This window comes from Streptomyces justiciae (genome assembly GCF_015163075.1).
Classification (GTDB): domain Bacteria; phylum Actinomycetota; class Actinomycetes; order Streptomycetales; family Streptomycetaceae; genus Streptomyces; species Streptomyces justiciae.
On record NZ_JADDXU010000002.1, the window covers coordinates 239,656 to 263,480 of the forward strand.

The window sequence follows — 23,825 nt, forward strand, 5'->3', positions numbered from 1 at the left end:
CGGTTCCCCCTCCCCCGCCCTACGGTGAAACCACCGACGAGAACCCAACGGAGGAGCACACCATGACCGCCGGACTGAAGACCATCATCTACCCCGTCAAGGACGTCGCCCGCGCCAAGGCTGTGTTCAGCGCCCTGCTCCAGACCGAGCCGTATGCCGACGAGGCGTACTACGTCGGCTTCAAGGACGCCGGTCAGGACGTGGGCCTCGACCCCAACGGGCACGCGCGGGGCATGACCGGCCCGGTCCCGTACTGGCACGTGGACGACATCCGGGCCCGGCTCGCGGCGCTGCTCGACGCGGGCGCCGAGCTGCTCCAGGACGTCACCGACGTCGGCGGCGGCAAGCTGATCGCCTCCGTGAAGGACCCGGACGGCAACCTCGTCGGGATCACCCAGGACAGCTGAGAGCACCCCCGCCCCGATATGGATGCATGCGCATTAACATGGGGTCATGGCAGTGAACGCGGCCGGCGCCCGGCTCGAGGAACAGTGGCGGGACATCCTTGCGGTCCACGCCCGCACGATGTGCGAGATCGACCGGGTGCTGCACCCGCACGGGCTGGGCGCGAGCGACTTCGAGGTGCTCGACCTCCTCGCCGCCGAGGCCCCGGCGGAGGGTGACCTGTGCCGGGTGCAGAACCTGGTCGGGCGGGTCCATCTCAGCCAGAGCGCGCTCTCCCGGCTGATCGGCCGGCTGGAGAAGGACGGTCTGGTGGAGCGCTCCGTGTGCGTGGAGGACCGGCGTGGCGTGTGGGTGGCGCTGACCCGCAAGGGGCGCGAGCTGCATGCCGAGGTCCTGCCGCTTCAGCGGGAGGCCCTGGGGCGGACGCTGGGCGGCTGAGGCTCAGCTCCGGGCGCGGATGCGGAAGACCGGGTGGTCGGCCGGGTCGGGGAGCGCCGCGAGGACATCCTTGACCGTCGGCATCCCGCCGTACTGCTCCTGGTAGGCCGCCATCAGGGGTGGGCGCTCGGACTCGGGCACCTCCTCCGCGGTGATCTCCTCGGTGCGGCCGCGGACGGTCAGCCTGCAGTCGGGCGCCGCCCGCAGGTTCAGGGCCCAGTCGCTCAGCCCCCGGTAGGACACGAGGTAGCGCTCGCCCTCGTGGTCCAGGACGGCGACGGGCACCGTACGCCACTGTCCGCTCCGGCGCCCGCGCACCGACAGCCGGGACACGACGGACCTGCCGAACAGCGGCGCCAGCCGGTTGCCGACGTGCCGCTGCATCCACGGGGGTTTCAGGTAGGTGCGGTTCGTCATGGACGACTCCCAGGTCATGGCCAGTCGAACGCTCACGGAATGCTAGGGTAACCCTAATTTTCTGGTCACCCCAAACAGGAGTGGTGCGTGAGCCTGCGGGAGCTGAAGAAGCAGCAGACGCGCGAGCGGATCGGCGACACCGCGTGGCGGCTGTTCGCCGAGCGCGGCTTCGACCGGGTCACGGTCGTGGAGGTGGCCCGCGCCGCGCAGGTCTCCGAGGCCACGGTGTTCAACTACTTCCCGGCCAAGGAGGACCTCTTCTTCTCCCGCTTCGAGGCCTTCGGGGAGCGCCTCGTCGAGGCCGTGCGCACCCGCCCGCCCGGCGAGTCGGTCCTCTCCGCCTTCCGGCGCCGGCTCCTGCGGCCGGAAGGGCTGCTGGCGCAGATGGAGGCAGGCGACACGGAGGCGCTGCAACAGCTGCGCACGGTCAACCGGCTGATCGCCGACAGTCCCGCACTGCGCGCCCGCGAGCAGCGGGCCCACGCCGCGTGCGTCGACGCCCTCGCCGCCGCGCTCGACGACGACGTCACCGCCCGGGTGACCGCGAGCGCCCTCTTCGGCGTGCACCGCGCCCTCGTCGATCATGTCCGGCACCGGGTCCTGACGGACGACACCCCGACCGCGCTCCCCGCCGAGGTGCGCCGGCTCGCCACCGAGGCCTTCGCCCTGCTGGAGAACGGCATGCGCGACTACGGCGCCGTCGCCGCATCGGCAGCTGCCGAGTCCCCGGAAGGGCGCTGAATCCCCGCGTAATCCCCGATGCTGAGAAGAGGCTGTGAAAACCGGAAACGGGCGGGGTGTATCCGGTCACGCGCGTGGCCATGCTGAACGGAGTACTGCGCGCGCAGATCGGAGAATCGGCAGTGACCGTGGTACCGGGCCGGGCGGCCGACTTCAGCTCGTACGCGACGCGCTCCGTGGCGGAGGCGCACGATGTGATCGCCGCCCACTACTACGACATGGACCTGCAGGTCGTGGGCCCCACCGAGGACTTCGCGACCAGGCTGAGCGTGCTCGGCCTCGGCTCGCTCACGGTCGGCGACATCTGTTTCGGCACCGAGATCCGCAGCGGTTTCGCCGCGCCCGGCGCCTATCACGTGGCCGTTCCGGTGCGGGGCTGCTTCAGCATCCAACAGGGGCGCGGCGACGTCGTGTTCGCGACGACGGGCAGCGCCGTCTTCTTCGATCCGTCCCGGCACATCCGGATCGACGCCTGGTCGCCGGACTGCCAGGCGCTCACCGTGAAGATCGACAAACAGGCCCTCCACGACTCCTTGGAGTCCCTGCTCGACCGGCCGTTGTCCCGCCCGCCGGTCTTCGGGCCGTCGGTCGACGTGCGGGACGGACCCGGCCGCAGCTGGGCGCAGTTGGCCACCTGGGCCCTGCTGGAGAAGGACACCTCGCTCGGGCTGCTGGAGCGGCCGCTGATCCGGTCGCGTATCGAACAGACCCTGCTCGAAGGGGTGTTGCTGGCGGCCGAGCACAGCTACCGGGAGGAACTGGAGGCTCCCTCGCCGCCGATGCGGCCCGCCTCGGTCAAGCGGGTGATGGACGCCGTGCAGGAGCGGCCGGCCGAGGCGTACGACGCCGCCCGGCTGGCGCGGATCGCACAGGTCAGTGTGCGCACGCTCCAGGAGGCGTTCCGCAGGCACGTCGGGATGTCGCCGATGGCGTACGTGTACGACGTGCGCCTGCAGCGGGTGTGCGCCGAGCTGCGGGCCTCCGGGCCGGGGGCGACGACCGTGTCGGACGTGGCGCACCGGTGGGGGTTCGTGCATCTGGGCCGGTTCGCGTCGCGCTACCGGGAGCGGTTCGGTGAGACGCCCTCGCACACGCTGCGCGGCGCGTGACCTGTCTGCCGTAATCCGCCGCGTTTTGCGGACAGGGGCCGCGCATCCCGGAGCGACGCCACCACCGCCGTGGTCATATCGTCACATCACGTCGATCGTGGGCGTCCGGGGAGGAGCGGAGTCGGCGCCGTTCCTCCCCCAGCGGTGCCTCACCGTCGTCCGGAGCGCGGCAGCGGGAGGCGGCCGTGCTCCGTCCACCGGGCCCGGCCGCTCCCCCTCCGTCACCGGTGGCCGGGCCCCTCACCGGGTCAGCCGTGCGAGCGGCCCAGCAGGGTGCGCACGCCCTCCGAGGTGAGCGTCAGCGGATGCGCGGACGCGGCGTCGATGGTCAGGGCCAGATCGTCCGTCGGCCATTCCGCGGCCAGCGCGCCCAGTGGGACCAGCCGGTAGCGGGAGACGAAGGGCAGCAGCCCGGCCATCTCGTCCTCCGAGGTGAACACCGGCACCACCGGGTCGCCACCGGGCTGCTCGATGACCGGCAGGGCCACCGCCGAGGGGTTGTCGACGTCCTCCTCACTGGCGTCGTCCGGCACGGGCACGAGGACATCACTGCTCACGAGCGTGTCCAGCGCCACCGTGTCCTCGGTGTTCTCGGCCAGCGCGTCCAGCGCCCGCCGGGCCGGTGTGGTGTGGTCGTGCGCGGGTGTGTCCATGGTGAATCCCCTGGTAGCGGTGGTCGTACGGCTCGCCCGGGGCGCTCGGCCCCGGGCGCGGTCCTGCTCACGTACCCGATCCGGACTGCGGCATTCCCCCGCGGATCAGGGAATCAGCGGGATGTGGTCCGAGGGCAGGCCGAGGCGGTCGCAGCCGACCCTGCGGAAGAGGGGTTCGGCCATGCTGGGGCCGACGTGCGTCCAGTACGTGGCGGCGTTCCGGAAGTAGCGCTGCATGCGCTCGCCGTCCCGGGCGTGCCGGGAGCCGGCCGTGCGGAAGAGGATGTTCTGCAGGGCGTCCCAGGCCAGGCGGCCTGCGTTGAGGAACATCAGGGCGAGCCGGTTGTCCTCCGCCATGGTGAAGGGTGCCTCGCCCGCGACACCTCGGCGGCAGGTCTCCATCCAGTCGGCGGCCGTGTGCTGGAGCGCCGCCTCGGCCGTGCGGATCAGCCCGAGTGCCTCGCCGAGGTGACGCTGGTAGTCGTGCAGGTCGGCGCGGGTGCGGTCGGGCTCCAGGTGGAGGGGGCGGCCGGACAGGACGCGCACGTATTCGTCCGCCGCCGCGTATCCGATGCCGGTCATGATCGCGGCCAGTTCGCCGTGGTAGAAACTCGGCGCCCGGTGGGCGTACATCGGGTTGCCGTGCAGTTTCGAGCCGACGCTGCCGCCTTCGATGGGCAGGTCGAGGAGGCTGGCCTCGCGGGTGAAGTACGCGGGGATGCGGGCGTTCTCCATGTGGACGCTGTGGGAACCGCTGCCGCGCAGGCCGAGGACGCCGTGCCAGTCGTCGAGCACGGTGAACTCCGAGCGCGGAACGACGAACAGCAGCACGGGGCCGGGAGGATCGCCGGCCGCCAGGGTCTGGCCGAGGTAGTGGGTGGAGTAGGGGGCACCGGAGGAGTACGGCCAGGTGCCGTCGAGGACGAGATGGCCCTCGCCGTCGGGACGGGCGACGCCGACGGGGGCGACGGTCGAGGCCGCCCTGAAGTCGCCGTCGGCGCCGAAGATCTCGTCCTGGGCCCGCTCCTCGAAGAACCCGGCGACCTGGAGGACGTGGGCCGAGGTGAGCGACAGGGCCCAGCCGGTGGAGGGGCAGCCGCGGGCGATCTCGGTGACCACGCGGTAGAAGACGGGCAGGCCGAACTCGTAGCCGCCGTACCGGCGTGGCTGGAGCATCCGGTAGAACCCGGCCCGCAGGAAGTCGTCGTGGGTGTCCTTCGGATAGTGCGTCAGCCGCTCTGTCTCCGGCTGGCGTTCGAGCAGCACGGGCCGCAGCCGCACGGCCCGTTCGATGACGTCTTCCGCGGTGAGTTCCGGTTCGGGAGCGGCGATCACGGTGCCTCCTGACGTGTGGGGACGTCCGAACCTGTCGCGACAGGAATGATTGAACACGGCAACCGCCGCTCCTGTACCCACCGGATAACGCCAACTACTTCAGGTACGGACCGTCCGTCCCGATCTTGCCGGGTCCGTTGAGGACGTACACCCGCAGGTTGCCCTTGCCCGGTGCCGACACGGCGAGGGTGCCGTTGGTGACGGTCTTCGTGTCACCTGTGACGGCGTCCTTGTAGGTGCCGTTCGGGATGCCGGTGTAGGTCGCTTCGCCGGTGACGGTGACGAGCGCGAAGCTGTCCGTGCTGCCGCTGGTGTAGCGGCGCTTGAAGGCCATCGAGCCGCTGATGCCGTCGGTGGAGTACTGGCCCATCTGGAGGGCCGGGACGGCCCGGCGGATCTGGTTGAGCCGCTGGAGGTGCTTGACGAGCGGCTGGGACAGGGTGGTGGCGACCTCGCCGCTCGCCGAGTCCGCCTTGCCGAACTCCGAGGCGGTGACGGTGCCTTCGAGGTGGTCGCCGTAGTACGCCCGGCCCGTGGACGCCAGCGGGCAGGTGGGCCCGCAGTCGATCTGCTTGCCCTTCTGGAACTCGATCTCCGAGCCGTAGTACAGGGTCGGGATGCCACGGAAGGTCCACATCAGCGACATGTTCTCGGCCCAGGCGTCGGTGCCGCCGCTGTAGCGGGTGCTCGACTTGTTGGGGCCGTAGTCGTGGCTGTCCACGTAGACGACGTTGTACGTCGCGTCGTTGACGCTGTCGTCGGAGTCCTTGCCGTTGCTGTAGGCGTTCTGCGCATCACTGAAGTTCATGTGCATGCGCATGTCGATGATGTTCATGCCGCTGAACTGGCTGTGATCCGGGGTGTGGTAACTGTTGCCGTTCAGGAAGGCGTTGGTCGAGGTCGGCTGGTTGCCGGTGCCGAGGTTGTTCTCGTAGTTGAACTGCTCCATGGCGGCGGTCTCGTCGTCGGCGCTGTACTCCTTGCGCTCCTTCCACGTGAAGAACTGCGCGGAGTGGTTCACCGAGCCGCGGTTCCACTTGTCGTTGACGAAGGCACCGACCTCGCCGAAGACATAGAAGTTCTGGGCAGCGGTGGTGCCGAACTTCTGGGTGACGCGGTCGTAGATCGCCGGCAGGAAACGGCGGTTCCAGGTGACGCGCGGGATGTGGACGGCCGTGTCGATGCGAAAACCGTCGACGCCCATGTCGATGTACTTGTTGTAAGCGCCGATCAGGTAGTTCTGCACGGGTGTCGACTCTGTGTTGAAGTCGGCCAGGTCCTCGTGCAGCCAGCAGGAACGGGAGTCCTCGCCCTCCCAGTTGCCGATCCAGCACTGGTGGTAGTACGCCTTCGGAAACATGCCCGAAGTGGGGCTCGGCCACTGGCAGTTGTAGAGGGTGTAGCCCTCGGCGCTCTTGCCGCCGGTGGGCTTGCCCCAGTTGACGCAGGTGTTGCCGGTGGGTTCGGCGGTCGACCACAGGTCGCCGTTGTAGTACGACTTCCCGGACTTGGGCTCGACGGTGAGGCCGTCGTACTCGAAGCCCTCGTTCTTCTCGTCGTAGTACCAGCTCCACTGGGAGTCACGGACGCCGTACACGGTGGGTGTGTACAGGCCCTTGGCGCCCCAGCGGGAGCTGTGGTTGTAGACGACGTCCTGGTAGATCTTCATGCCCTTGGCATGGGCGGCGTTGATCAGGTCCTGGTAGGTGGCGCCGGCCGACTCCAGGCGCGGGTCGACCTTGTAGAAGTCGTAGCCGTGGTAGCCGTGGTAGTCGTAGTCCGAGCGGTTGAGGACGACCGGGGTGATCCAGACCGCGGAGAAGCCGAGCGCCTTGATGTAGTCGAGCTTGTTCACCAGGCCCTTGAAGTCGCCCCGGAACATGGGGTCGTTGTTGGCCGCGTTTCCGGACTTGGTGTGCTGGCTGCCGCCGCGGTCATTGGAGGTGTCGCCGTCGTAGAAGCGGGCGGTGAGGACGAAGTAGATGGGGTCCTTGCGGGGGTCGGTGCCGAGCGGGGTGCCGGCGGCGGGAGCGGGGGCCGCGGTGCCGGTCGTCGCGGTCGCCTCGGCGGAGGCGGGCGAGGTGTTGCCGGCCGCGTCGACCGCCTTCACGGTGTAGGTGTAGGCGGTCTTCTCCTCAAGTCCCGTGTCGGAGGAGACGGTTGAGCCGACGTCGGTGACGACCGTGCCCTTCGAGCCGCCGGCGCGCATGACCTGATACTTCGTCACCGCCTTGTTGTCGGTGGCGGCTTCCCAACTCACCACGACGGAGGTGTCGGTGGCGCTGGCGGTGACCTTGGTGGGGGCGGTGGGAGCCTCGGTGTCGGGGGCCTCGGTGGCACACGGGTCGGCGGCGGACGTGGTGACCGTCCTGTCCTTCACGGTCGTCGTACCGGTCGGGATCGTGTAGTCGGAGCTGTTGTTGTTGTCCCAGACGCCGTTGCCGTTGTTGAACGCCGCCTTCAGGGAGGTGGCGGTGCCGATGTCGAGGGTCTTCTTCCACCAGCCCGTGCACGCGGATTCCATGCCGAGGCCGGGGACGGCCGTCCACGAACCGCCGCTCGGCGCGTAGTGGATGTTGGCGATGGTCCAGCCGGAGGTGGCGGTGGAGTAGTAGACGGTGGCCTGGTTGCCGCTGCCGGTGCCGGTGTCGGCGCACGGGTCGCTGTGGGCTATGACGCCGTCCTTGACGGTGATGGTGCCGGTGCCCAGCGCGTAGTTGTTGCCGCCGTTGTTGTCCCAGGTGCCGCTGCCGTTGTTGAAGGTGGCCTGGAGGCCGGCGGCGGAGCCGAGGTCGACGGTCTTCTTCACCCAGTCCGTGCAGGCGCTCTCCATCTGCACGCCGGGGACGGTGGTCCAGGAGCCGCCGTCCGGGGCGTAGTGCAGATAGGTCGACGACCAGTTCTTGGTCTTCGTGTAGTAGAAGACGGTCGCCGTGTTGGTGCTGTCTGCAACGGTTTGCAAGGGGATCGAGGTGCTCGTGTCCGGTACCGCGGACAGCAGTCCGAGCAGCCCGGACGCCGCCACGAACGCCACCAGGGGGCGTCGCGGCAGGCGTGGGGGTGCGGATCTCATGGCGGCTCCCATAAGGGTCGAGGCCCCACCGGTTCGCCTCCGCCCCGCAAGAAGCACCGGCAAGTTCCTGAAAGTTCTTGCGACGCTCGGGAAGCTACAGGGACATGACAGCCGCGTAAAGGGTCGTGCACAGGCAGATCACTGAGGGCGGAGGCGCTGCCAGGTGGGAGTGAAGGTGAAGGACTCCTGGAAGGGGCGGTCACCCAACCGGACGGCCCACAGGACGGGTTGCTCGTACGACGGCTTCCACGCGGGGGACGCCTCGTCCAGGTCACCGTTCCAGAGGTGGAAGAAGACCAACGGGTGCCCGGGGTCCTCGCTGACGTAGGCGAGGGTCTTGCCGTACCTGGGGTTGGTGCCGCCGAACAGGATCGAGGGTTCGCCGAACTCGGCGACGACGTCGGGCCATTGCCTGTCCTGGCCGGCCCACTCGGGGGCTCGGTCCATGAGGGACTCGTGGGTACGGGCGTCGAGGAGCCGGTCTGCGTGGAGCCAGCGGCGCTGGTGGGCGAACTCGGCGTACACCGAGGCCACGTCATGCTCGTCGCGGCCCCGGATCAGCTCGCGGAACACGCCCTTGACCCCGATGGCCGTGGACGCGCCCCGTTCACGGAAAGGTTCTCTCACCGCCTCCCACCGGCACTCGGGCTGCCCCTCCATGAACAGGAGGTGGTCGAGCAGCATCAGGATGGCGATCTCTCCGCCGAACATCCCGGGACGTCTCAGTGCTTGGTTCAACTGGTCGACGAGGTACGCGTGCATCTCGTCGGCGGACACGACAGGTCGGCCTTGGGCCTCGCTCACGCCCCCGCCCCCTTCAGCACGTCCGCGACCGTGCTCACCCGCACCAACGGTCGGTACAGGTCCAGCAGTTGCAACGCCTTGGCGTGGGAGTCGTCGTCCGCTCCCGCGCACGCGTCCGCGATGACCACCACCTCCACGCCGGCGTCCGCCGCCGGGAGGGCCGTGGAGAGCACGCAGCAGTCGGTGCTGACGCCGGCGAGGTACAGGGGGCCTTGCGGGCCTACCCGTTCGGCCAGTTGTGGGGTCCACTTGCCGAACGTCGGGGCGTCGATGACGTGTTGGGCCATGGGAGCGAAGTCGTCCGTGAGGTGCCACAGGGGGGCGTCCGGGGGTTGCAGGGCGAACGGCCACTGTGCGTAGTAGGCCTGCCACGCGCCGGTCGGGTGTTCCGGGGCCACGAAGCGGGTGAACGTCACCCGGTCGCCGAAGGCCGGCAGCAGGCGTCGTACGCCCTCCTCGGCCTCGGCGAAACGTGGGGTGGCCCAGGGGCTGTCCTGGTCGGCGAAGACGCGCTGCATGTCGATGACCGTCAGGTGGCCGGTGGTCATACGGCACCCACCTCCGCCTCCTGCTCACGTACCCTTCCTCGGCGCAGGGTGAGCGTGCCGAGGAAGCCGAGCGCCAGTGCCGCGAGGACGCCCAGGTTGGCGTAGGCCCAGGCGCCCGACTTGCCGCCCAGGCCCAGCGGTTCGAGGAGATAGCCCTGCCATGTGAGCCAGTCTGCCGTCGAGTTGGTGACCAGGCCCCAGCCGACGGCGGTCGCGACGAGTGTGAGGAGCAGGGGCGTCAGGGGGACGTCGCCGTAGCGGCCGTCAGGGCGGTAGAGGTCGGGCTCGGCGTAGTCGCGGCGGCGGAGCAGGATGTCCGCGAGCATGATGCCGCACCACGCGGCGATCGGGACGCCGAGGGTGGTCAGGAAGCCCATGAACGGTCCCAGGAAGTCGTCGGCGAAGAAGACGATGTAGACGGCGCCCGCGATCATCAGGACGCCGTCGACGAGGGCGGCCAGCGGGCGCGGGATGCGGATGCCCGCCGACAGCAGCGCCAGGCCGGACGAGTAGATGTCCAGGACGGCGCCGCCGACCAGGCCCAGCACCGCCACCACGGCGAACGGGACCAGGAACCACGTCGGCAGGATCGTGGTCAGCGCGCCGATGGGGTCGGCGGCCACGGCCGCATTCAGACCGGTCGACGAACCCGCGAGGAGCAGCCCGAACACCAGCAGGAGCAGCGGCGCCACCGACGCGCCGAACGTCGTCCAGCCGATCACGCCCCGGCTCGACGAGGTGCGCGGCAGATAGCGGGAGTAGTCCGCGGCGGCGTTGACCCAGCCGAGGCCGAACCCGGTCATCATGAACACCAGCGCACCGATGAACTCCTGCGCGGAGCCCGCCGGGATGTCGCTGACGGCGCTCCAGTGGATGTGGTCGGCGACGAGACACACGTACACGACCGTCAGCACGCCCGTGACCACGGTGATCAGGGTCTGCAACCGCATGATCACGTCGAAGCCCATGACCCCGCCGACGACGGTGAGCCCGGCGACGACGATCAGGGCGACCACCTGGGTGCCGGTGCCGCCGCCCCAGCCGAGCCGGTCGAAGACGGTCGCGGTGGCCAGGGTGGCGAGGGCGCACAGGACCGTCTCCCAGCCGACCGTGAGGACCCAGGAGATCACCGACGGCAGCCGGTTGCCGCGGACGCCGTACGCGGCCCGGCTGAGCACCATCGTCGGGGCGGAGCCGCGTTTGCCCGCGACCGCGACGAAGCCGCACAGCAGGAAGGAGAAGACGATGCCGATGACGCCGGCGATCAGGGCCTGCCAGAAGGAGATGCCGAAGCCGAGCGCGAAGGCGCCGTAGCTCAGTCCCAGGATGGAGACATTGGCGCCGAACCACGGCCAGAACAGCGTCCGCGGGGTGCCCTTGCGTTCGGCGTCGCCGATCACGTCGAGGCCGTGCGTCTCCACCTGGAGCTGTCTCGGGCTGTTGTCGAGGGAATCCCGGGCGTCCGTCATCAGCGACCTACCTGTCCACTTGAGGCTGAGTGGACCTTACCCAGCTGACTCAGTCCCCCGCGGTCGCCGCCTTCTTGATCGCCTCCCGGATACGGGAGTACGTCCCGCAGCGGCACACGTTCTCGATCTTGTCGATGTCGGCGTCCGTCGGCTCGGGCGTCGTCTTCAGCAGGGCGACCGCGGCCATGATCTGGCCCGGCTGACAGAACCCGCACTGGGAGACGTCGCAGTCGAGCCAGGCCTGCTGCACGGGGTGCAGGGTGTCGCCGTCGGCGAGGCCCTCGATGGTGGTGACCTCGCGCCGCGCGCAGTCGGCGACGGGGACGACACAGGGCTGTATCTCGGCGCCGTCGAGATGGCTCGTACAGGCGCGGCAAACGCCCACGCCGCAGCCGTACTTGGGGCCGGTGACGTCCAGCAGGTCGCGCAGCACCCACAGCAGCGGCATGTCGTCAGGGGCGTCGACAGTGACCGGTTTGCCGTTGAGGACGAAGGTGTGACGGGGCATCAGAGGCCTTCCGGGGGTCAGAAGTTGAGGGGGAAGCGGCGGGGCTTGGTGCCGGTGGCGCGGGCGTAGGCGTTGGCGACGGCTCCGGCCGCTGCCGGGACGCCGAGCTCGCCGGCGCCGCCCGGCTCTCCGCCCGTGGGAAGGATGTGCGCCTCGAAGTGGAGGGGGGCGTGGCGCTGGCGGGCCCACCGGAAGTCGGCGTAGCTGCCCTCGCGGACGGCGCCCCGGTCGATGTGGAGGCCGGCCCGCAGGATCGTGGAGATGCCGTCGACCGCCGTGCCCATGAGCTGGGCCTCCAGTCCGCGCGGGTTGACGGCCGTACCGACGTCGGCCGCCATCACGACCTTGGTCACCCGGGGGTTCTTCGGGTCGGCGGCGTCGATCTCGACCAGGCAGGCCACGCAGGACCCGTACTCCTCGTGGACGGCGACGCCCTGGGCCTGCCCCGCGGGCATCGTCCGGCCCCACTGTCCGGCGGTGGCGACCTTGTCGAGGACGGCTCTGACGGACTTGCCACGCAGGGTCGTACGGCGGAACGCCACCGGGTCCTTGCCCAGGGTCCGGGCGATCTCGTCGACGACGATCTCCTCGGCCGTCCGCACGGTCCCGGAGTCGACCGACCGCCAGGCGCCGAGCGGCATCGCCAGCTCGACGGAGCCCGAATCCCCGGACAGTTTCCCGAAGTTGTAGAGACCGCTGTCGCTGGGCAGCGGGGATGACGCGGCCGAGGCGGCGATCCCACCTTGGGCAGCGGCCCCCTCCCACGCCTCGCTCACCGAGGCCGTCGCGATGGCGAAGGCGACGACCCGACCCTGGGCGTGACTGACCCGTATGCGGTGCTGGAAGGCGGGGCGCATCCGGCCGTGCTTGATGTCGTCGGCGCGGCTCCACATCAGCTTCACCGGGAGGCGTGCCTTCTTGGAGATGAGGGCCGCCTCCATGGCCGCGTCGTGGTTCAGCCGGCGCCCGAACGAACCGCCGCCGCGCACGACATGGACGCGTACGGCGGACGACGGCAGCCCGACCGCCGAGGCGATGTCCTCCCGCGCGCCCATCGGCGACTGGGAGGAGAACCAGATCTCGGCACGCCGGGCGCGTACGTCCGCGACGGCGGTGAGGACCTCCATCGGGGCGTGGCCGACGAAGGCGAACTCGAACCGCTCCTCCAACTGGGCCGATCCGCGCGGCGGTCGGCCGAGCGCCGGGACCGCGGCCCGCAGCCGTGAGCGGATGGCCGCGTCGGACAGCTCCGCCAGCGGTCCCGGCGACCAGGTGATCTTCAGGGCGTCCCGTGCCTCGAAGGCGTAGTGGAAGGACTCGGCGACGACGGCAACTCCCCCGGGAATCCTGACCACTTCCAGCACGCCGGGCAGGGCTCGGGCCGCACGGTCGTCCACCGAGGCGACCTTGCCGCCGAGCGTGGGCGGGCGGGCCACCACGGTCGGCTTCGCCGCGGCCGCCGACAGGTCACCGGTGTAGCGCACGCGGCCGGTGACGATGTCGCGGGCGTCGATGCGGGTCGTCGGGTGGCCGATCACCTGATGCCTGGACGCCGGTTTGGGCTTGCTGGACACGCGGGGGCGACGGACCCGGGCGGCGGTCTCGGTGAGGGAGCCGAAGGTGGCGGTGCGGCCGTCCGGGGCGACGACCATGGTGTCCCGGGTGCGCAGCACGCGCGCGGGCAGCCGCCAGCGCTGCGCCGCGGCGGTGACGAGACGGGCGCGGGCCGTCGCGGCGAGGTTGCGGGCCGGGCCGTACAGCGAACTGACCGAGTTGGAGCCGCCGGTGAACTGGTTGCCCCTGGTCCGGGCCTCGGCCAGCGGGATGTCGACGTCGGTGAGCCGGGCGTCGAGTTCCTCGGCGATCATCATGGCGACGGCGGTGGTGACGCCCTGGCCGACCTCGACGCGCGGCAGTCGTACGACGACCTTGTTGTCCCGGGTGATCTCCAGGACCAGCATCTCGTCGTCGGTGCCGGTCACGACGACGTCGGACCGCCGGGCGGTCGCGCCCTCGGCCGCCGGCGCGTCGCAGCCGAGCGGGGCCGCGACGGTCAGCGTGGACGCCGCCAGCGTGTAGACCACGAACTGGCGACGGGACAGCTCTGGCACGGCGCACTCCCCCTGTGAACGTCCTGTGTCTGCGGTTGGTTCAGCAGATAGGAGGGTTCTCAACGGGCGCGGGTTGCGTCACGGGCCGATCTCCCTCTCCCGACCAGCCGGGAAAGCGCTTACCGTGCTGATCATGACTCATGAACACCACCCGTCCGACCGGCACTTCGACCACTGTCCGTGGCTGTTCGCGGCGGAGGCCTCCGCGGAACAACGAGCGGCGCAGGACGAGCGGCGGGCGGCGATCGGCGGGGACAGCGAGTTCGGCGAGCGGTGTTTCGTCGCCGGGTCGGCCGCGGTGTTCCCGGACCGGCTGCGGCTCGGCGACGACTCGTACATCGCCGCGCACGCCTATGTGACCGGGGAGTTGACGACCGGAGCGGACTGCACGCTGAACCCGTACACCACCGTGCGGGGTACGGTCGCGCTCGGTGACGGGGTGCGGATCGGCGCGCACACCTCGCTGCTCGGCTTCAACCACGCCATGGCCCCCGACCGGCCGGTCTTCCGCCAGCCGCTCACCAGCCGGGGGATCACGGTGGGCGACGACGTGTGGATCGGCTCGCATGTGGTCGTGGTGGACGGCGTCACCATCGGGGACCACTGTGTGATCGGTGCCGGGGCGGTGGTCACGCGGGATCTGCCGGCTTGGACGGTGGCGGCGGGGAATCCGGCGCGGGCGGTGCGGGATCGGCGGGATGTCGGGGGGTCGTCGTCGGGCCGGCGGGATGCCGGGGGGTCGTCATCGGGCCGGCGGGACGCCGGGAGGTCGTCATCGGACCGGCGGGACGCCGGGAGGTCGTCATCGGACCGGCGGGACGCCGGGAGGTCGTCATCGGACCGGCGGGACGCCGGGAGGTCGTCATCGGACCGGCGGGCCGCCGAGGGGGGTTCGGTGTCTCTCGTACGGTTCACCGAGACCGTACGGGCGCAGGCCGCGGGGTTGCTCGCGCGGTGCTGGGACGGAGAACGGTACGTCGACCGTCCCGGCGCGGCGCCGACCGTGCGGGCACATTGCGATGCCGTGGAGATCGCCGACCTGGTGCTCGGGGCCGTGCCGGAGCAGTTGACCGCCGACGCGCACGTCGAGCGGCTCGCGTCGGCGCAGGACGCGGCGAGCGGTCTGGTGCCGGAGGTGGGTGAGCCGGTTCCGGAGGCGGAGGCGGACGGTTCATCGGGGAGGGGGCCGCGCTCTACCACGTCCTGTCGGTGGGCTACGCGCTCGACCTGCTGGGCGCCTCCTTCCCTCATCCGGTGCGCGGGGTAAGGGACATGACGGCGAATCAACTCATCGCGCGGCTCAACGGGTTGCCGTGGCGGTCGGGGGCGTGGGAGGCCGGTGCGTGGATCGACGCGTGGGCGACGGCCGCGCACTGGAACGGGGTGCGGGAGCACGGTTCCGTCGAGGCGTTGTTCGGCTGGTTGCTGACCCGGGCCGACCCGTGGACGGGTATGTGGGGCGAACCGTCCCCGGAACAGGGGCGGTTGCAGGTGGTCAACGGCTACTACCGGCTGACGCGCGGCTCGTTCGCCCAGTACGGGGTGCCGGTGCCGCATCCGGAACGGGTGGTGGACGCCGTACTGGACCATGCTCGCGATGGCCGGTACTTCGGTTCGGGGCAGGAGAACGCCTGCAATGTGCTGGACGTCGCCCATCCGCTGTGGCTGTGCGGGCGGCAGTTGGGGGCGGGGACGGGCGGTGACGGATACCGGGCAGCCGAGATCCGCGCCTGGGCGGAACGCCAACTGTCGGCCGCCCTCCCCCGCTGGCGAAACGGCGAGGGCTTCACCTTCGGCCCGGGCACACCGGCCGGCCTCCAGGGCACGGAAATGTGGCTGGCGATCATCTGGTACCTCGCCGATCTGACGGGTCGGTCGGGGGAACTGGGGTATCGGCCGCGGGGGGTGCATCGGCCGGAGGCGGCGGGGGCACGGTGAGGAGACCGAGGGCGCGCGTGGTTTGCCGGGCGTCCGGCACGGGGGCTTGGCGCGGGTGAGTGTCGTCCACCCGCGCCGGCGGGGTGCCGCTTCATTGGGGCGGGTGCCGCCCGAGCGGTACGACTACCCGCAGCGGGGGCGGGTGACGGGGCTCAGGGTAGGTGGCGGGTGAACGGGGGCTCGGCGTGGGCAGCCGGCCTAGTGCCACCACCGCCCGCAACGGACGCGGGTGAACGGGGGCTCGGCGTGGGCAGCCGGCCTAGTGCCACCACCGCCCGCAACGGACGCGGGTGAACGAGGCTCGGGGCGGGCGGGTGAACAAGGGCTCCGCGTGGCAGCCGGCCTGGCGCCACAACCGCCCGCAGCGGACGCGGGTGAACGAGGCTCGAGGCGGGCGGGTGAACAAGGGCTAGGCATGCGCAGCCGACCTGGCGCCACCACCGCCCGCAGCGGACGCGAGTGTACGAGGCTCGGGGCGGGCGGGTGAACGAGGGCTCGGCATGCGCAGCCGGCCTGGTGCCACCACCGCCCGTAGCGGACGCGATGGACGAGGGCTCGGCGTGGGCAGTCGGCCTGGTGCCGCCCCTGCCCGCAGCGGACGCGGGTGAACAAGGGCTCGGGGCGGGCGGGTGAACGAGGGCTCGGCATGCGCAGCCGGCCTGGTGCCACCACCGCCCGCAGCGGACGCGGGTGAACGAGGCTCGGGGCGGACAGCCGCTCCGGCCGCCACCCCGCCCGCAGCGGACGCGGCGGACGAGGGCTCGGGGCGGGCGGCCGCCCTGGCGCCGCAACCGCCCGCAGCGGCGGCGGATGCGCAGAGGACGCTGATGGGGTGGCCGGGCGGGCCGGGCGGGTGGTGTTCGGGCTGCGTTGGCCTGCGTCGAAGTGCGGCAGGGGTTGTCGTCAGTTCGTCGTCTCCGGGCGGCCCGGTGCGGCCCAGTGGGTGTGGAATGTGCCCGGGCGGTCCACGCGCGCGTAGGTGTGGGCGCCGAAGTAGTCGCGTTGGGCCTGGAGGAGGGCGGCGGGGAGGCGTTCGGCGCGCAGGGTGTCGTAGTGGGCCAGGGCCGCGGAGATGGCCGATACGGGGATGCCTCGGCGGGCCGCGGAGGCGACCGTCTCCCGCCAGGGGACCTGGGCGTCGGTGATCTCCATGGCGAACTCCATCTCGCCGAGCAGGCTGACCAGGTCCCGGTCGGCGGCGTAGGCCGCGCGGATGCGGTCCAGGAAGGCGGCCCGGATGATGCAGCCGCCGCGCCAGATGCGGGCGACGGTGCCGAGGTCGATCTTCCAGCCGTACTCCGCGGCGGCGTCCTGGATCATCGTCCAGCCCTGGTCGTAGGCGATGACCTTGGAGGCGTACAGGGCGTGTTCCACCTGGGAGGTGAAGCGCTCGGCCTCGGTGCGGCTCAGCGGCGGGGTGGTGCCGCCCGGCAGACCCCGGTACGCGGCGCGCAGGTCGGCCTGTCCGGAGGCCGCGCGGGCGAAGGTGGCCTGGGCCACCGCGGTGACCGGGGAGGCGAGGTCGAGGGCCGTCTGGACCGTCCAGCGGCCGGTGCCCTTCTGGCCCGCGGCGTCCGCGACGACGTCGACGAAGGGCGCGCCGGTGGCCTGGTCGGTGTGGGCGAGGACCTCGGCGGTGATCTCGACCAGGTACGAGCCGAGGCGGCCCGCGTTCCAGCGGCGGAAGACGGCAGCGATCTCGGCCGGCGTGTATCCGGCGACCTGGCGCAGCAGGTCGTACGCCTCGGCGATGAGCTGCATGTCGGCGTACTCGATGCCGTTGTGGACCATCTTGACGAAGTGCCCGGCGCCGTCGGTGCCGATGTGGGCGGCGCAGGGCTCGCCGTCGACGTGCGCGCTGATGCTCTCGAAGAGGGGGCCGAGTACGGCGTACGACTCCGTGGACCCGCCGACCATCACGGACGGACCGTTGAGCGCGCCCTCCTCGCCGCCGGAGATGCCGGTGCCGACGAAGTGCAGGCCGCGCTCCCGCAGCGCGGCCTCGCGACGGCGGGTGTCGGCGAAGTGGGCGTTGCCGCCGTCGACGACGATGTCGCCGGCGTCGAGGAGCGGGACGAACTCCTCGATGACCGCGTCGGTGGCGGGACCGGCCTGCACCATGATGATCAGCTTCCGGGGGCGTTCGAGCGCGGCGACGAACTCCTCGGCCGACTCCGCGGCCACGAACGTGCCCTCGTGCCCGAACTCCTCGACCAGCGCGCGGGTCCGTCCGGCCGAGCGGTTGTGGACGGCGACCGTGGCCCCGTGGCGGGCGAAGTTCCGCGCCAGGTTGCGGCCCATCACGCCCAGTCCGGTGACGCCGATGGTTGCGCTTGCGTTCATGTGGTCCGTCCCTTGGATCGGTGGCGTGGTCTGGCCGGGCACGCGGCCCTGTGCCCGCTGGTACGGGCGGCGGGCCGGTTCTTCTCGATGCCCTGCGAGGAAACCGCCGGCCGCTCGCGGGACCTTCGACCCCACCCCGTTCGAGGGGCCAAACGAACATGTGGTTAACATATGAGCGCTGCCTAGCTCGAAAGATGGATCTTGTGACTGTCAACGAGGACTCGTTCACCAACTGGAAGACCCGCGAGGAGATCGCGGAGTCGATGATCCCGATCATCGGGAAGCTGCACCGCGAGCGGGACGTCACCGTCCTGCTGCACAGCCGCTCCCTGGTGAACAAGTCGGTGGTCAGCATCCTCAAGACCCACCGCTTCGCCCGCCAGATCGCCGGCGAGGAGCTGTCGGTCACCGAGACGCTGCCCTTCCTCGAGGCGCTCACCACCCTGGACCTCGGCCCGTCCCAGATCGACATCGGCATGCTCGCCGCGACCTACCGCGCCGACGACCGCGGCCTGACGGTCGAGGCCTTCACCGCCGAGGCCGTCGCCGGTGCCACCGGCGCTAACAAGATCGAGCGCGGCGAGGGCCGCGACGTCGTCCTGTACGGCTTCGGCCGCATCGGCCGCCTCGTCGCCCGCCTGCTGATCGAGAAGTCCGGCTCGGGCAACGGTCTGCGGCTGCGCGCCATCGTCGTCCGCGGCGGTGGCGACCAGGACCTCGTCAAGCGCGCCTCGCTGCTGCGCCGCGACTCGATCCACGGCCAGTTCCAGGGCACGATCACCGTCGACGAGGCGAACGACACGATCACCGCCAACGGCAACGCGATCAAGGTGATCTACGCCAACGACCCGTCCGAGGTCGACTACACGGCGTACGGCATCAAGAACGCGATCCTCATCGACAACACCGGCAAGTGGCGCGACCGCGAGGGCCTCTCGCAGCACCTGCGTCCCGGCATCGACAAGGTCGTGCTCACCGCGCCCGGCAAGGGCGACGTCCCGAACATCGTGCACGGCGTCAACCACGACACCGTCAAGCCGGACGAGCAGATCCTGTCCTGCGCGTCCTGCACCACCAACGCGATCGTGCCGCCGCTGAAGGCGATGGACGACGAGTACGGCGTGCTGCGCGGCCATGTCGAGACGGTCCACTCGTTCACCAACGACCAGAACCTGCTGGACAACTACCACAAGGCCGACCGCCGCGGCCGTTCCGCGCCGCTCAACATGGTGATCACCGAGACGGGTGCCGCGTCGGCCGTCGCCAAGGCGCTGCCCGACCTCAAGGCCCCGATCACCGGCAGCTCCATCCGCGTGCCGGTGCCGGACGTGTCGATCGCCATCCTCAGCCTGCGCCTGGGCCGCGAGACCACCCGCGAGGAGGTCCTCGGTTACCTGCGCGACGTCTCGCTGAACTCGCCGCTGAAGCGCCAGATCGACTTCACCACCGCCCCCGACGCCGTCTCCATGGACTTCGTCGGCTCGCGCCACGCGTCGATCGTCGACGCCGGCGCGACGAAGGTCGACGGTGACAACGCGATCCTCTACCTCTGGTACGACAACGAGTTCGGCTACTCCTGCCAGGTGATCCGGGTCGTCCAGCACGTCTCCGGGGTGGAGTACCCGACGTTCCCGTCGACGGCGGTCTGATCCACGTTCCTCGCGAAGCGGCCTCAGGTTTTCCTGGGGCCGCTTTCGTGTGCCTCAACTCGCTGTCAGCGCGCATCCGTTGACCGGGGCGAGAGGTGACAGCAGAATGAGCGCGCCATCTGAGAGCGCTCTCAATCGCGAGGAGACCCATGACCGGCACGCTCAGTCGTCGCGCACTCATCGGGACCGGACTCGGCGCGGGCGCCGCGGTCCTCACCGCGGCCGGCGGGGGTACGGCGGGAGCGGCGCCGCAGCGCCCGGCCGCCGCCCGGCATCGCGCGCAGGCCTTCCTCGCCGCCGCCATGGACGCCTATCCGGAGCACGGCACGATCCGGCTGGCGCAGAGCTACACCGATCAAGCCGGCCTGTTCAGCACGGCGTTCACCTACGACAACGCGCTGACGATCCTGGCGCTGCTCGCGAGCCGGTCAGCGGACGGCACGTCCCGGGCCACGGTGCTCGGCGACGCGCTCCTGTACGCGCAGGCCAATGACCCCGACCACGACGACGGTCGGCTGCGGCAGGCGTACAACGTGGGCCCGTACACCTTCTACGACGGCTCCCCGCAGCCGGACGGGTTCGTCCGGGCGGACGGCAAGGCCAACGTCGGTTGGCAGTTCGGCTTCACGGGTACGGCCGTGGGCGACATGGCCTGGGCCGGGATCGCGCTGGCCGCGCTGGCCCGGTGCACCGGGGAGCGCCGGTTCCTGGCGGGCGCGGTCCGGATCGGCGAGTGGATCGACCGGGTGGGCCGCACCGACGAGCCGCTCGGCGGCTTCAAGTTCGGCGTCGACGGGGCGAACGCGAGGCTGCCGTTCACCTCGACCGAGCACAACACCGACCTGGTCGGTCTGTTCGGGCAGCTCGCGCGGCTGACCGGGGACCGGGTGTGGCGGGAACGGCGGGCGGTGGCGCGGGAGTTCGTGGCGAGGATGTGGGAGCCGGACGGCGGTTTCTTCTACACCGGCACCAACGACGGGGTGACGATCAACAAGTCCCCGATTCCCGAGGACACCCAGACCTGGACGCACCTGGCCCTCAACACACCGGGGTATTCGGGGTCGTTGGACTGGGCCGCGCGTGAACTCGCCGTCCTGGACTCGGCCGACCGCCCCAACAGCACGGTGCCCGCGGGTCAGTCGTACGCGGGAGTGACCTTCAGCTCCGCCAGTCTGCTGGCGAACGAGGACGCCCCGATCGCCTCCGGCCAGCCCAAGCCGGACCGCAACGGCGTGTGGTTCGAGGGGACGGCCCACCTGGCTCTCGCCCTGCGCGACCGCCGCGCCGCCGGGGACGAGAAGCGCGCCCGGAGTCTGCTCGCCTCCATCGAGCGGGCGCAGGAACTGCTGGGCGGCGGGCAGACGTTGGGCTCACGTCCCGTGGCCGCCGGGTCCGGTGTCGTCTCGGCGAGCAGCCCGCTCGACACCGGTTTCGGGTTCGGCTACTACCCGTACCGGCACACGGGCGCGACCGCCTGGTACCTGCTGGCGGCGACCGGGACGAACCCGCTGCGCGCCTAGGCGGAGACCAGCCCGGCGATATGAGCGGTGACGGTGTCGAGGATGTCGGTCCAGGCGTCCTCGTCACCGAGGACCAGGTAGTTGAGGGTCAGGCCGTCGGTCATGGCGGCGAGATAGCGGGCCAACGCCGGGACGGGTATGGCGAGTTGGAAGCCCATGGTCTTGGACAGCTGCTCGATGATGTCGGTGTAGAGCTCGCCGTAGAGCTCGTACTGACGTCGTGCCAGATGCTCGAACCCCGGTTGCCGCAGGGCGTACTGGGTGAGTTCGTAGGTGAGCATGTGCTCGTCGGGGTGGGCGCGCACATGGTCCCAGTACGCCTGGAAGCCGGCCCGGACGGTCTCCTCCAGGGAGGCCCTGGGTTTCAGGGCCTCCTTCACTATGCCGACGTAGTGGTCGGTGATGGTCGTGATGACCGACTCGACCAGCTCCTGCTTGGAGTCGAAGCAGTAGTGGAAGACGCTCAGGGAGACGCCCGCCTCGGCGGCGATGGACCGGGTCGTGGTCCGGGCCACGCCGTCCCGGGCCATCGCCCTGATCGCCGCCTCGGTGAGCTGCCGACGCCGTTCTGCCGACGGCATGCGTGCCATGTGCGCGTCCCCTGTCCCCCGTGGTCGTGTCAGGCGCTGTGGACGCCGACTTCGTAGAGCGAGTATCCCCAGTCGGTGCCGCGGTCGAGTCCGTGGACGCGGACGTAACGGGCGGGCGTCCCGGTGAACTTCGCGGTGTCCAGGCCGCCGTCGCCGGAGGTGGTGGACCAGGCGGTCGTCCAGTTCGTGCCGTCGGTGGACAGTTCGATGCGGTACGACTTGCCGTACGCCCGCTCCCAGTCGAGCGTGACGCGGGAGACCAGGTGGGTGGCGCCCAGGTCCACCTGCCACGACTGGTCGTCGCTCCAGTCGCTGGCCCAGCGGGTGTCGTCGTCGCCGTCGACAGCGCGGCCCGGCTGGTAGCTGGTGAACGGGTTGGACTCCGAGGAACTGGCCGTGGCGGTACGCCCCTTGGCGAGGTTGACGCCGGCCTGATGCTGTTCGGTGGCGCCCCAGGTGTCGAGGTAGGACTCGGCACCGCGGAAGAGGTCGTTGACGACGTCCTGGCCGCCGACCTGCCGGATGTCCTCGATCCAGTCCGGGATCATGCCGACGTGGGCGCCGCCGTCGGTGTTGTAGTCGAAGGTGCGTTGGCCGGTGGTCTGTTTGTCGATGACGGAGCCGCCGTCGACGCTCTTGAACGGGTACTTCACGGGGTTGGAGGTGTTCGCGCCGCGCGGCGCGGGGTGGTCTCCGACGCCGTTGAAGTCGGTGCCGAAGCCGTAGCCGACGCCGTACTTCTCGCGCAGTGCGTCGGTGCGGGCGGCCTCGGCGACGAAGCCCTCGGAGCCGTGCATGTACTGGGCGACGAACCCGCCGAGGGAGTAGACGCGTTCGGTCCAGTCGATGTCCATCCAGCTGTGCGAGGAGAGCACGCCGGGGTAGTCGGCGGCCTCGAAGAGGTCGAGGGCCTGGCCGGTGGCCTTGACGCTCATGTGGTCGATCTCGAGCATCATCTTGCGCTGCATCATGCCCTTCACGGCGTACTCACCGAGGTCGGTGAGGCCGCGGACGTTGCACTGCGCGTCGTCGTCGTACGTCGGCACCTCGGTGCCTGCGGGCAGGTCCGCCTCCGCGGCGGAGGAGGCGGTGCCGATGGGGTTGTCGTGTTGGGGGCCGGTGCACTTCTCGGTCTTCCAGAAGGTGCCGGTGGAGAGGAACTGCCCGACGTTGATGGCGGTTCCGAGCCCGCCCTCGTCGAAGCGGACGCCGCACAGCGCGTTGTCGAACTTGTGGCACAGGAACATGCTGCGCACGCCGAGGTCGTAGAGCTCGTCTAGTCCCTTGTCGATGTCCGCCTTGCTGCACTGCGGGATGTCGAGGATCTGCTTGCAGCCGAAGGGCTCGGAGGTCTCGACGCCGAGGATGACGGCGAGCTTGCCCTCCTTGATCACCTGCCGGGCCTGGGCGGTGCCGGTGACGATCCGGAACCAGCCCTTGCCGGTGCCGCCGTACATCGCGTCGATGTAGTCCTGGAGCTGGTACGTCAACTTGGCCTGGAGCCGGATCGAGGTCATCTCGTCACAACTGCGGTCCTTGAAGGGGTAGACCGAGCAGATCACGCCGTTGGTGACGAGGTCGTTGACGAGCACCCGCTGCCCGCCGCGCCAGGCGCGCTCGATCCAGGCGTAGTAGTTGGCCTGGTGCGTCATCGAGTCGTACGCCGGCCAGTCCTTGAACGTCGGCCAGCCGACCGGGTCGTGCCGGCCGTCCCCGCCGTGGGTGATGTAGTCGAAGATCGCGAGGGTGCCGTCGGGGTAGTGCTCGGGACAGTCCTTGAGCGCGTCGGCGACGCCCTGTGTGGAGAAGACCTTGCCGCAGATGAGCCGGCCGCCGAAGGCCTCGTTGGAGAAGAGGTGGTTGTGCGCGTCGACGAACCCCCGTACCTCTCCTGCCGAGTTGGTGCCGGTGAACGGCTCGCCGGTGACGTTGATCTGCGAGTCCGGCGCGGGGCGTGCGGTCGGGTTCCACCAGTCGCTCGCCGCCGCGGAGCTCGGGGTGGGGCCGAGGATCACGGCGAGTGCGAGGAGGAGGAGCGACACGACGGTGACGTGTTTCCGTCTGCCGTACGGGCGTCGAGGCTTGGTCATGACCCACGTCCCTCGGTCGGCGGCCATGCATCTTTGTCATGACCGGCGCAAATCGGTGGGACGAGGATGGCTACTGGCGAGTTA

The 23,825-nt window shown here is 70.4% G+C and carries 18 protein-coding genes and 1 pseudogene; 7 read left to right on the plus strand and 12 right to left on the minus strand.

Going from position 1 to position 23,825, the window contains the following annotated elements; translation table 11 throughout:
* Positions 1–62 precede the first annotated feature (62 nt).
* On the plus strand, positions 63–407 hold the full coding sequence (locus IQ210_RS05255; RefSeq protein WP_079311236.1) for a VOC family protein: 345 nt from the start codon (positions 63–65) through the stop codon (positions 405–407).
* Between the two features lie 46 nt (positions 408–453).
* Positions 454–843 carry a MarR family winged helix-turn-helix transcriptional regulator gene (locus IQ210_RS05260; protein ID WP_194077533.1) on the plus strand — a complete coding sequence of 130 codons (390 nt, stop codon included), beginning with the start codon at positions 454–456 and terminating at the stop codon, positions 841–843.
* Between the two features lie 3 nt (positions 844–846).
* On the opposite strand, the gene IQ210_RS05265 is transcribed toward IQ210_RS05260, so the two are convergent.
* Positions 847–1,296, minus strand: a complete 450-nt coding sequence (locus tag IQ210_RS05265) for a nitroreductase family deazaflavin-dependent oxidoreductase (protein ID WP_256780483.1) — start codon at positions 1,294–1,296, stop codon at positions 847–849.
* Positions 1,297–1,347: 51 nt separating this feature from the next.
* On the opposite strand from IQ210_RS05265, the gene IQ210_RS05270 reads away from it, so the two are divergent.
* Positions 1,348–2,001, plus strand: coding sequence for a TetR family transcriptional regulator (locus IQ210_RS05270; RefSeq protein WP_194077535.1), 654 nt, complete (start codon positions 1,348–1,350; stop codon positions 1,999–2,001).
* Positions 2,002–2,081: 80 nt separating this feature from the next.
* Positions 2,082–3,110 (plus strand): AraC family transcriptional regulator, encoded by a 1,029-nt coding sequence (locus tag IQ210_RS05275; protein WP_194078180.1) that lies wholly within the window; start codon positions 2,082–2,084, stop codon positions 3,108–3,110.
* Positions 3,111–3,358: 248 nt separating this feature from the next.
* On the opposite strand, the gene IQ210_RS05280 is transcribed toward IQ210_RS05275, so the two are convergent.
* The 8 genes from IQ210_RS05280 to IQ210_RS05315 form a co-directional block, all read right to left on the minus strand.
* Entirely contained in the window at positions 3,359–3,763 is a 405-nt protein-coding gene (locus IQ210_RS05280) for an SseB family protein (RefSeq protein WP_194077537.1), read from the minus strand.
* Positions 3,764–3,868: 105 nt separating this feature from the next.
* Positions 3,869–5,098, minus strand: coding sequence for an acyl-CoA dehydrogenase family protein (locus tag IQ210_RS05285; protein WP_194077540.1), 1,230 nt, complete (start codon positions 5,096–5,098; stop codon positions 3,869–3,871).
* Between the two features lie 94 nt (positions 5,099–5,192).
* Positions 5,193–8,171, minus strand: coding sequence for a carbohydrate binding domain-containing protein (locus tag IQ210_RS05290; protein WP_194077542.1), 2,979 nt, complete (start codon positions 8,169–8,171; stop codon positions 5,193–5,195).
* Between the two features lie 138 nt (positions 8,172–8,309).
* Complete coding sequence (locus IQ210_RS05295; RefSeq protein WP_322656312.1) at positions 8,310–8,975, minus strand: hypothetical protein; 666 nt, start codon at positions 8,973–8,975, stop codon at positions 8,310–8,312.
* A complete protein-coding gene (locus IQ210_RS05300) occupies positions 8,972–9,523 on the minus strand; it encodes a cysteine hydrolase family protein (RefSeq protein WP_194077544.1) in 552 nt (183 codons plus the stop codon). The genes IQ210_RS05295 and IQ210_RS05300 overlap by 4 nt, the downstream gene beginning before the upstream one ends.
* On the minus strand, positions 9,520–10,992 hold the full coding sequence (locus IQ210_RS05305; protein WP_194077546.1) for a purine-cytosine permease family protein: 1,473 nt from the start codon (positions 10,990–10,992) through the stop codon (positions 9,520–9,522). The genes IQ210_RS05300 and IQ210_RS05305 overlap by 4 nt, the downstream gene beginning before the upstream one ends.
* A 49-nt stretch (positions 10,993–11,041) precedes the next feature.
* Positions 11,042–11,500 carry a (2Fe-2S)-binding protein gene (locus IQ210_RS05310; protein ID WP_194077548.1) on the minus strand — a complete coding sequence of 153 codons (459 nt, stop codon included), beginning with the start codon at positions 11,498–11,500 and terminating at the stop codon, positions 11,042–11,044.
* Between the two features lie 17 nt (positions 11,501–11,517).
* A complete protein-coding gene (locus tag IQ210_RS05315; RefSeq protein WP_407699680.1) occupies positions 11,518–13,611 on the minus strand; it encodes a xanthine dehydrogenase family protein molybdopterin-binding subunit in 2,094 nt (697 codons plus the stop codon).
* Between the two features lie 133 nt (positions 13,612–13,744).
* Between IQ210_RS05315 and IQ210_RS05320 the strand changes: the two are divergent.
* Positions 13,745–15,549: pseudogene (locus IQ210_RS05320) on the plus strand (DapH/DapD/GlmU-related protein).
* A 903-nt stretch (positions 15,550–16,452) separates the two neighbouring features.
* Here IQ210_RS05320 and gndA read toward each other — a convergent pair.
* On the minus strand, positions 16,453–17,892 hold the full coding sequence (gene gndA / locus IQ210_RS05325) for an NADP-dependent phosphogluconate dehydrogenase (RefSeq protein WP_194077551.1): 1,440 nt from the start codon (positions 17,890–17,892) through the stop codon (positions 16,453–16,455).
* A gap of 203 nt (positions 17,893–18,095) precedes the next feature.
* On the opposite strand from gndA, the gene IQ210_RS05330 reads away from it, so the two are divergent.
* Both IQ210_RS05330 and IQ210_RS05335 read left to right on the plus strand, forming a co-directional pair.
* Complete coding sequence (locus IQ210_RS05330; protein ID WP_194078183.1) at positions 18,096–19,541, plus strand: glyceraldehyde-3-phosphate dehydrogenase; 1,446 nt, start codon at positions 18,096–18,098, stop codon at positions 19,539–19,541.
* Between the two features lie 149 nt (positions 19,542–19,690).
* Positions 19,691–21,061, plus strand: coding sequence for an AGE family epimerase/isomerase (locus IQ210_RS05335; RefSeq protein WP_194077553.1), 1,371 nt, complete (start codon positions 19,691–19,693; stop codon positions 21,059–21,061).
* Here IQ210_RS05335 and IQ210_RS05340 read toward each other — a convergent pair.
* Together IQ210_RS05340 and IQ210_RS05345 are read right to left on the minus strand one after the other, a co-directional pair.
* Complete coding sequence (locus IQ210_RS05340) at positions 21,058–21,651, minus strand: TetR/AcrR family transcriptional regulator (RefSeq protein WP_194077555.1); 594 nt, start codon at positions 21,649–21,651, stop codon at positions 21,058–21,060. The genes IQ210_RS05335 and IQ210_RS05340 overlap by 4 nt on opposite strands.
* Before the next feature lie 29 nt (positions 21,652–21,680).
* Positions 21,681–23,741, minus strand: coding sequence for a galactose-binding domain-containing protein (locus tag IQ210_RS05345; RefSeq protein WP_194077557.1), 2,061 nt, complete (start codon positions 23,739–23,741; stop codon positions 21,681–21,683).
* Positions 23,742–23,825: the final 84 nt, after the last annotated feature.

What these genes read in the sequence shown, in the direction of transcription:
- gndA (WP_194077551.1), bottom strand. Translation starts at nt 17,892, where the DNA reads ATGAACGCAAGCGCAACCATCGGCGTCACCGGACTGGGCGTGATGGGC.
- IQ210_RS05310 (WP_194077548.1), bottom strand. Translation starts at nt 11,500, where the DNA reads ATGCCCCGTCACACCTTCGTCCTCAACGGCAAACCGGTCACTGTCGAC.
- IQ210_RS05345 (WP_194077557.1), bottom strand. Translation starts at nt 23,741, where the DNA reads ATGACCAAGCCTCGACGCCCGTACGGCAGACGGAAACACGTCACCGTC.
- IQ210_RS05335 (WP_194077553.1), top strand. Translation starts at nt 19,691, where the DNA reads ATGACCGGCACGCTCAGTCGTCGCGCACTCATCGGGACCGGACTCGGC.
- IQ210_RS05300 (WP_194077544.1), bottom strand. Translation starts at nt 9,523, where the DNA reads ATGACCACCGGCCACCTGACGGTCATCGACATGCAGCGCGTCTTCGCC.
- IQ210_RS05260 (WP_194077533.1), top strand. Translation starts at nt 454, where the DNA reads ATGGCAGTGAACGCGGCCGGCGCCCGGCTCGAGGAACAGTGGCGGGAC.
- IQ210_RS05290 (WP_194077542.1), bottom strand. Translation starts at nt 8,171, where the DNA reads ATGAGATCCGCACCCCCACGCCTGCCGCGACGCCCCCTGGTGGCGTTC.
- IQ210_RS05255 (WP_079311236.1), top strand. Translation starts at nt 63, where the DNA reads ATGACCGCCGGACTGAAGACCATCATCTACCCCGTCAAGGACGTCGCC.
- IQ210_RS05340 (WP_194077555.1), bottom strand. Translation starts at nt 21,651, where the DNA reads ATGGCACGCATGCCGTCGGCAGAACGGCGTCGGCAGCTCACCGAGGCG.
- IQ210_RS05305 (WP_194077546.1), bottom strand. Translation starts at nt 10,992, where the DNA reads ATGACGGACGCCCGGGATTCCCTCGACAACAGCCCGAGACAGCTCCAG.
- IQ210_RS05275 (WP_194078180.1), top strand. Translation starts at nt 2,082, where the DNA reads ATGCTGAACGGAGTACTGCGCGCGCAGATCGGAGAATCGGCAGTGACC.
- IQ210_RS05280 (WP_194077537.1), bottom strand. Translation starts at nt 3,763, where the DNA reads ATGGACACACCCGCGCACGACCACACCACACCGGCCCGGCGGGCGCTG.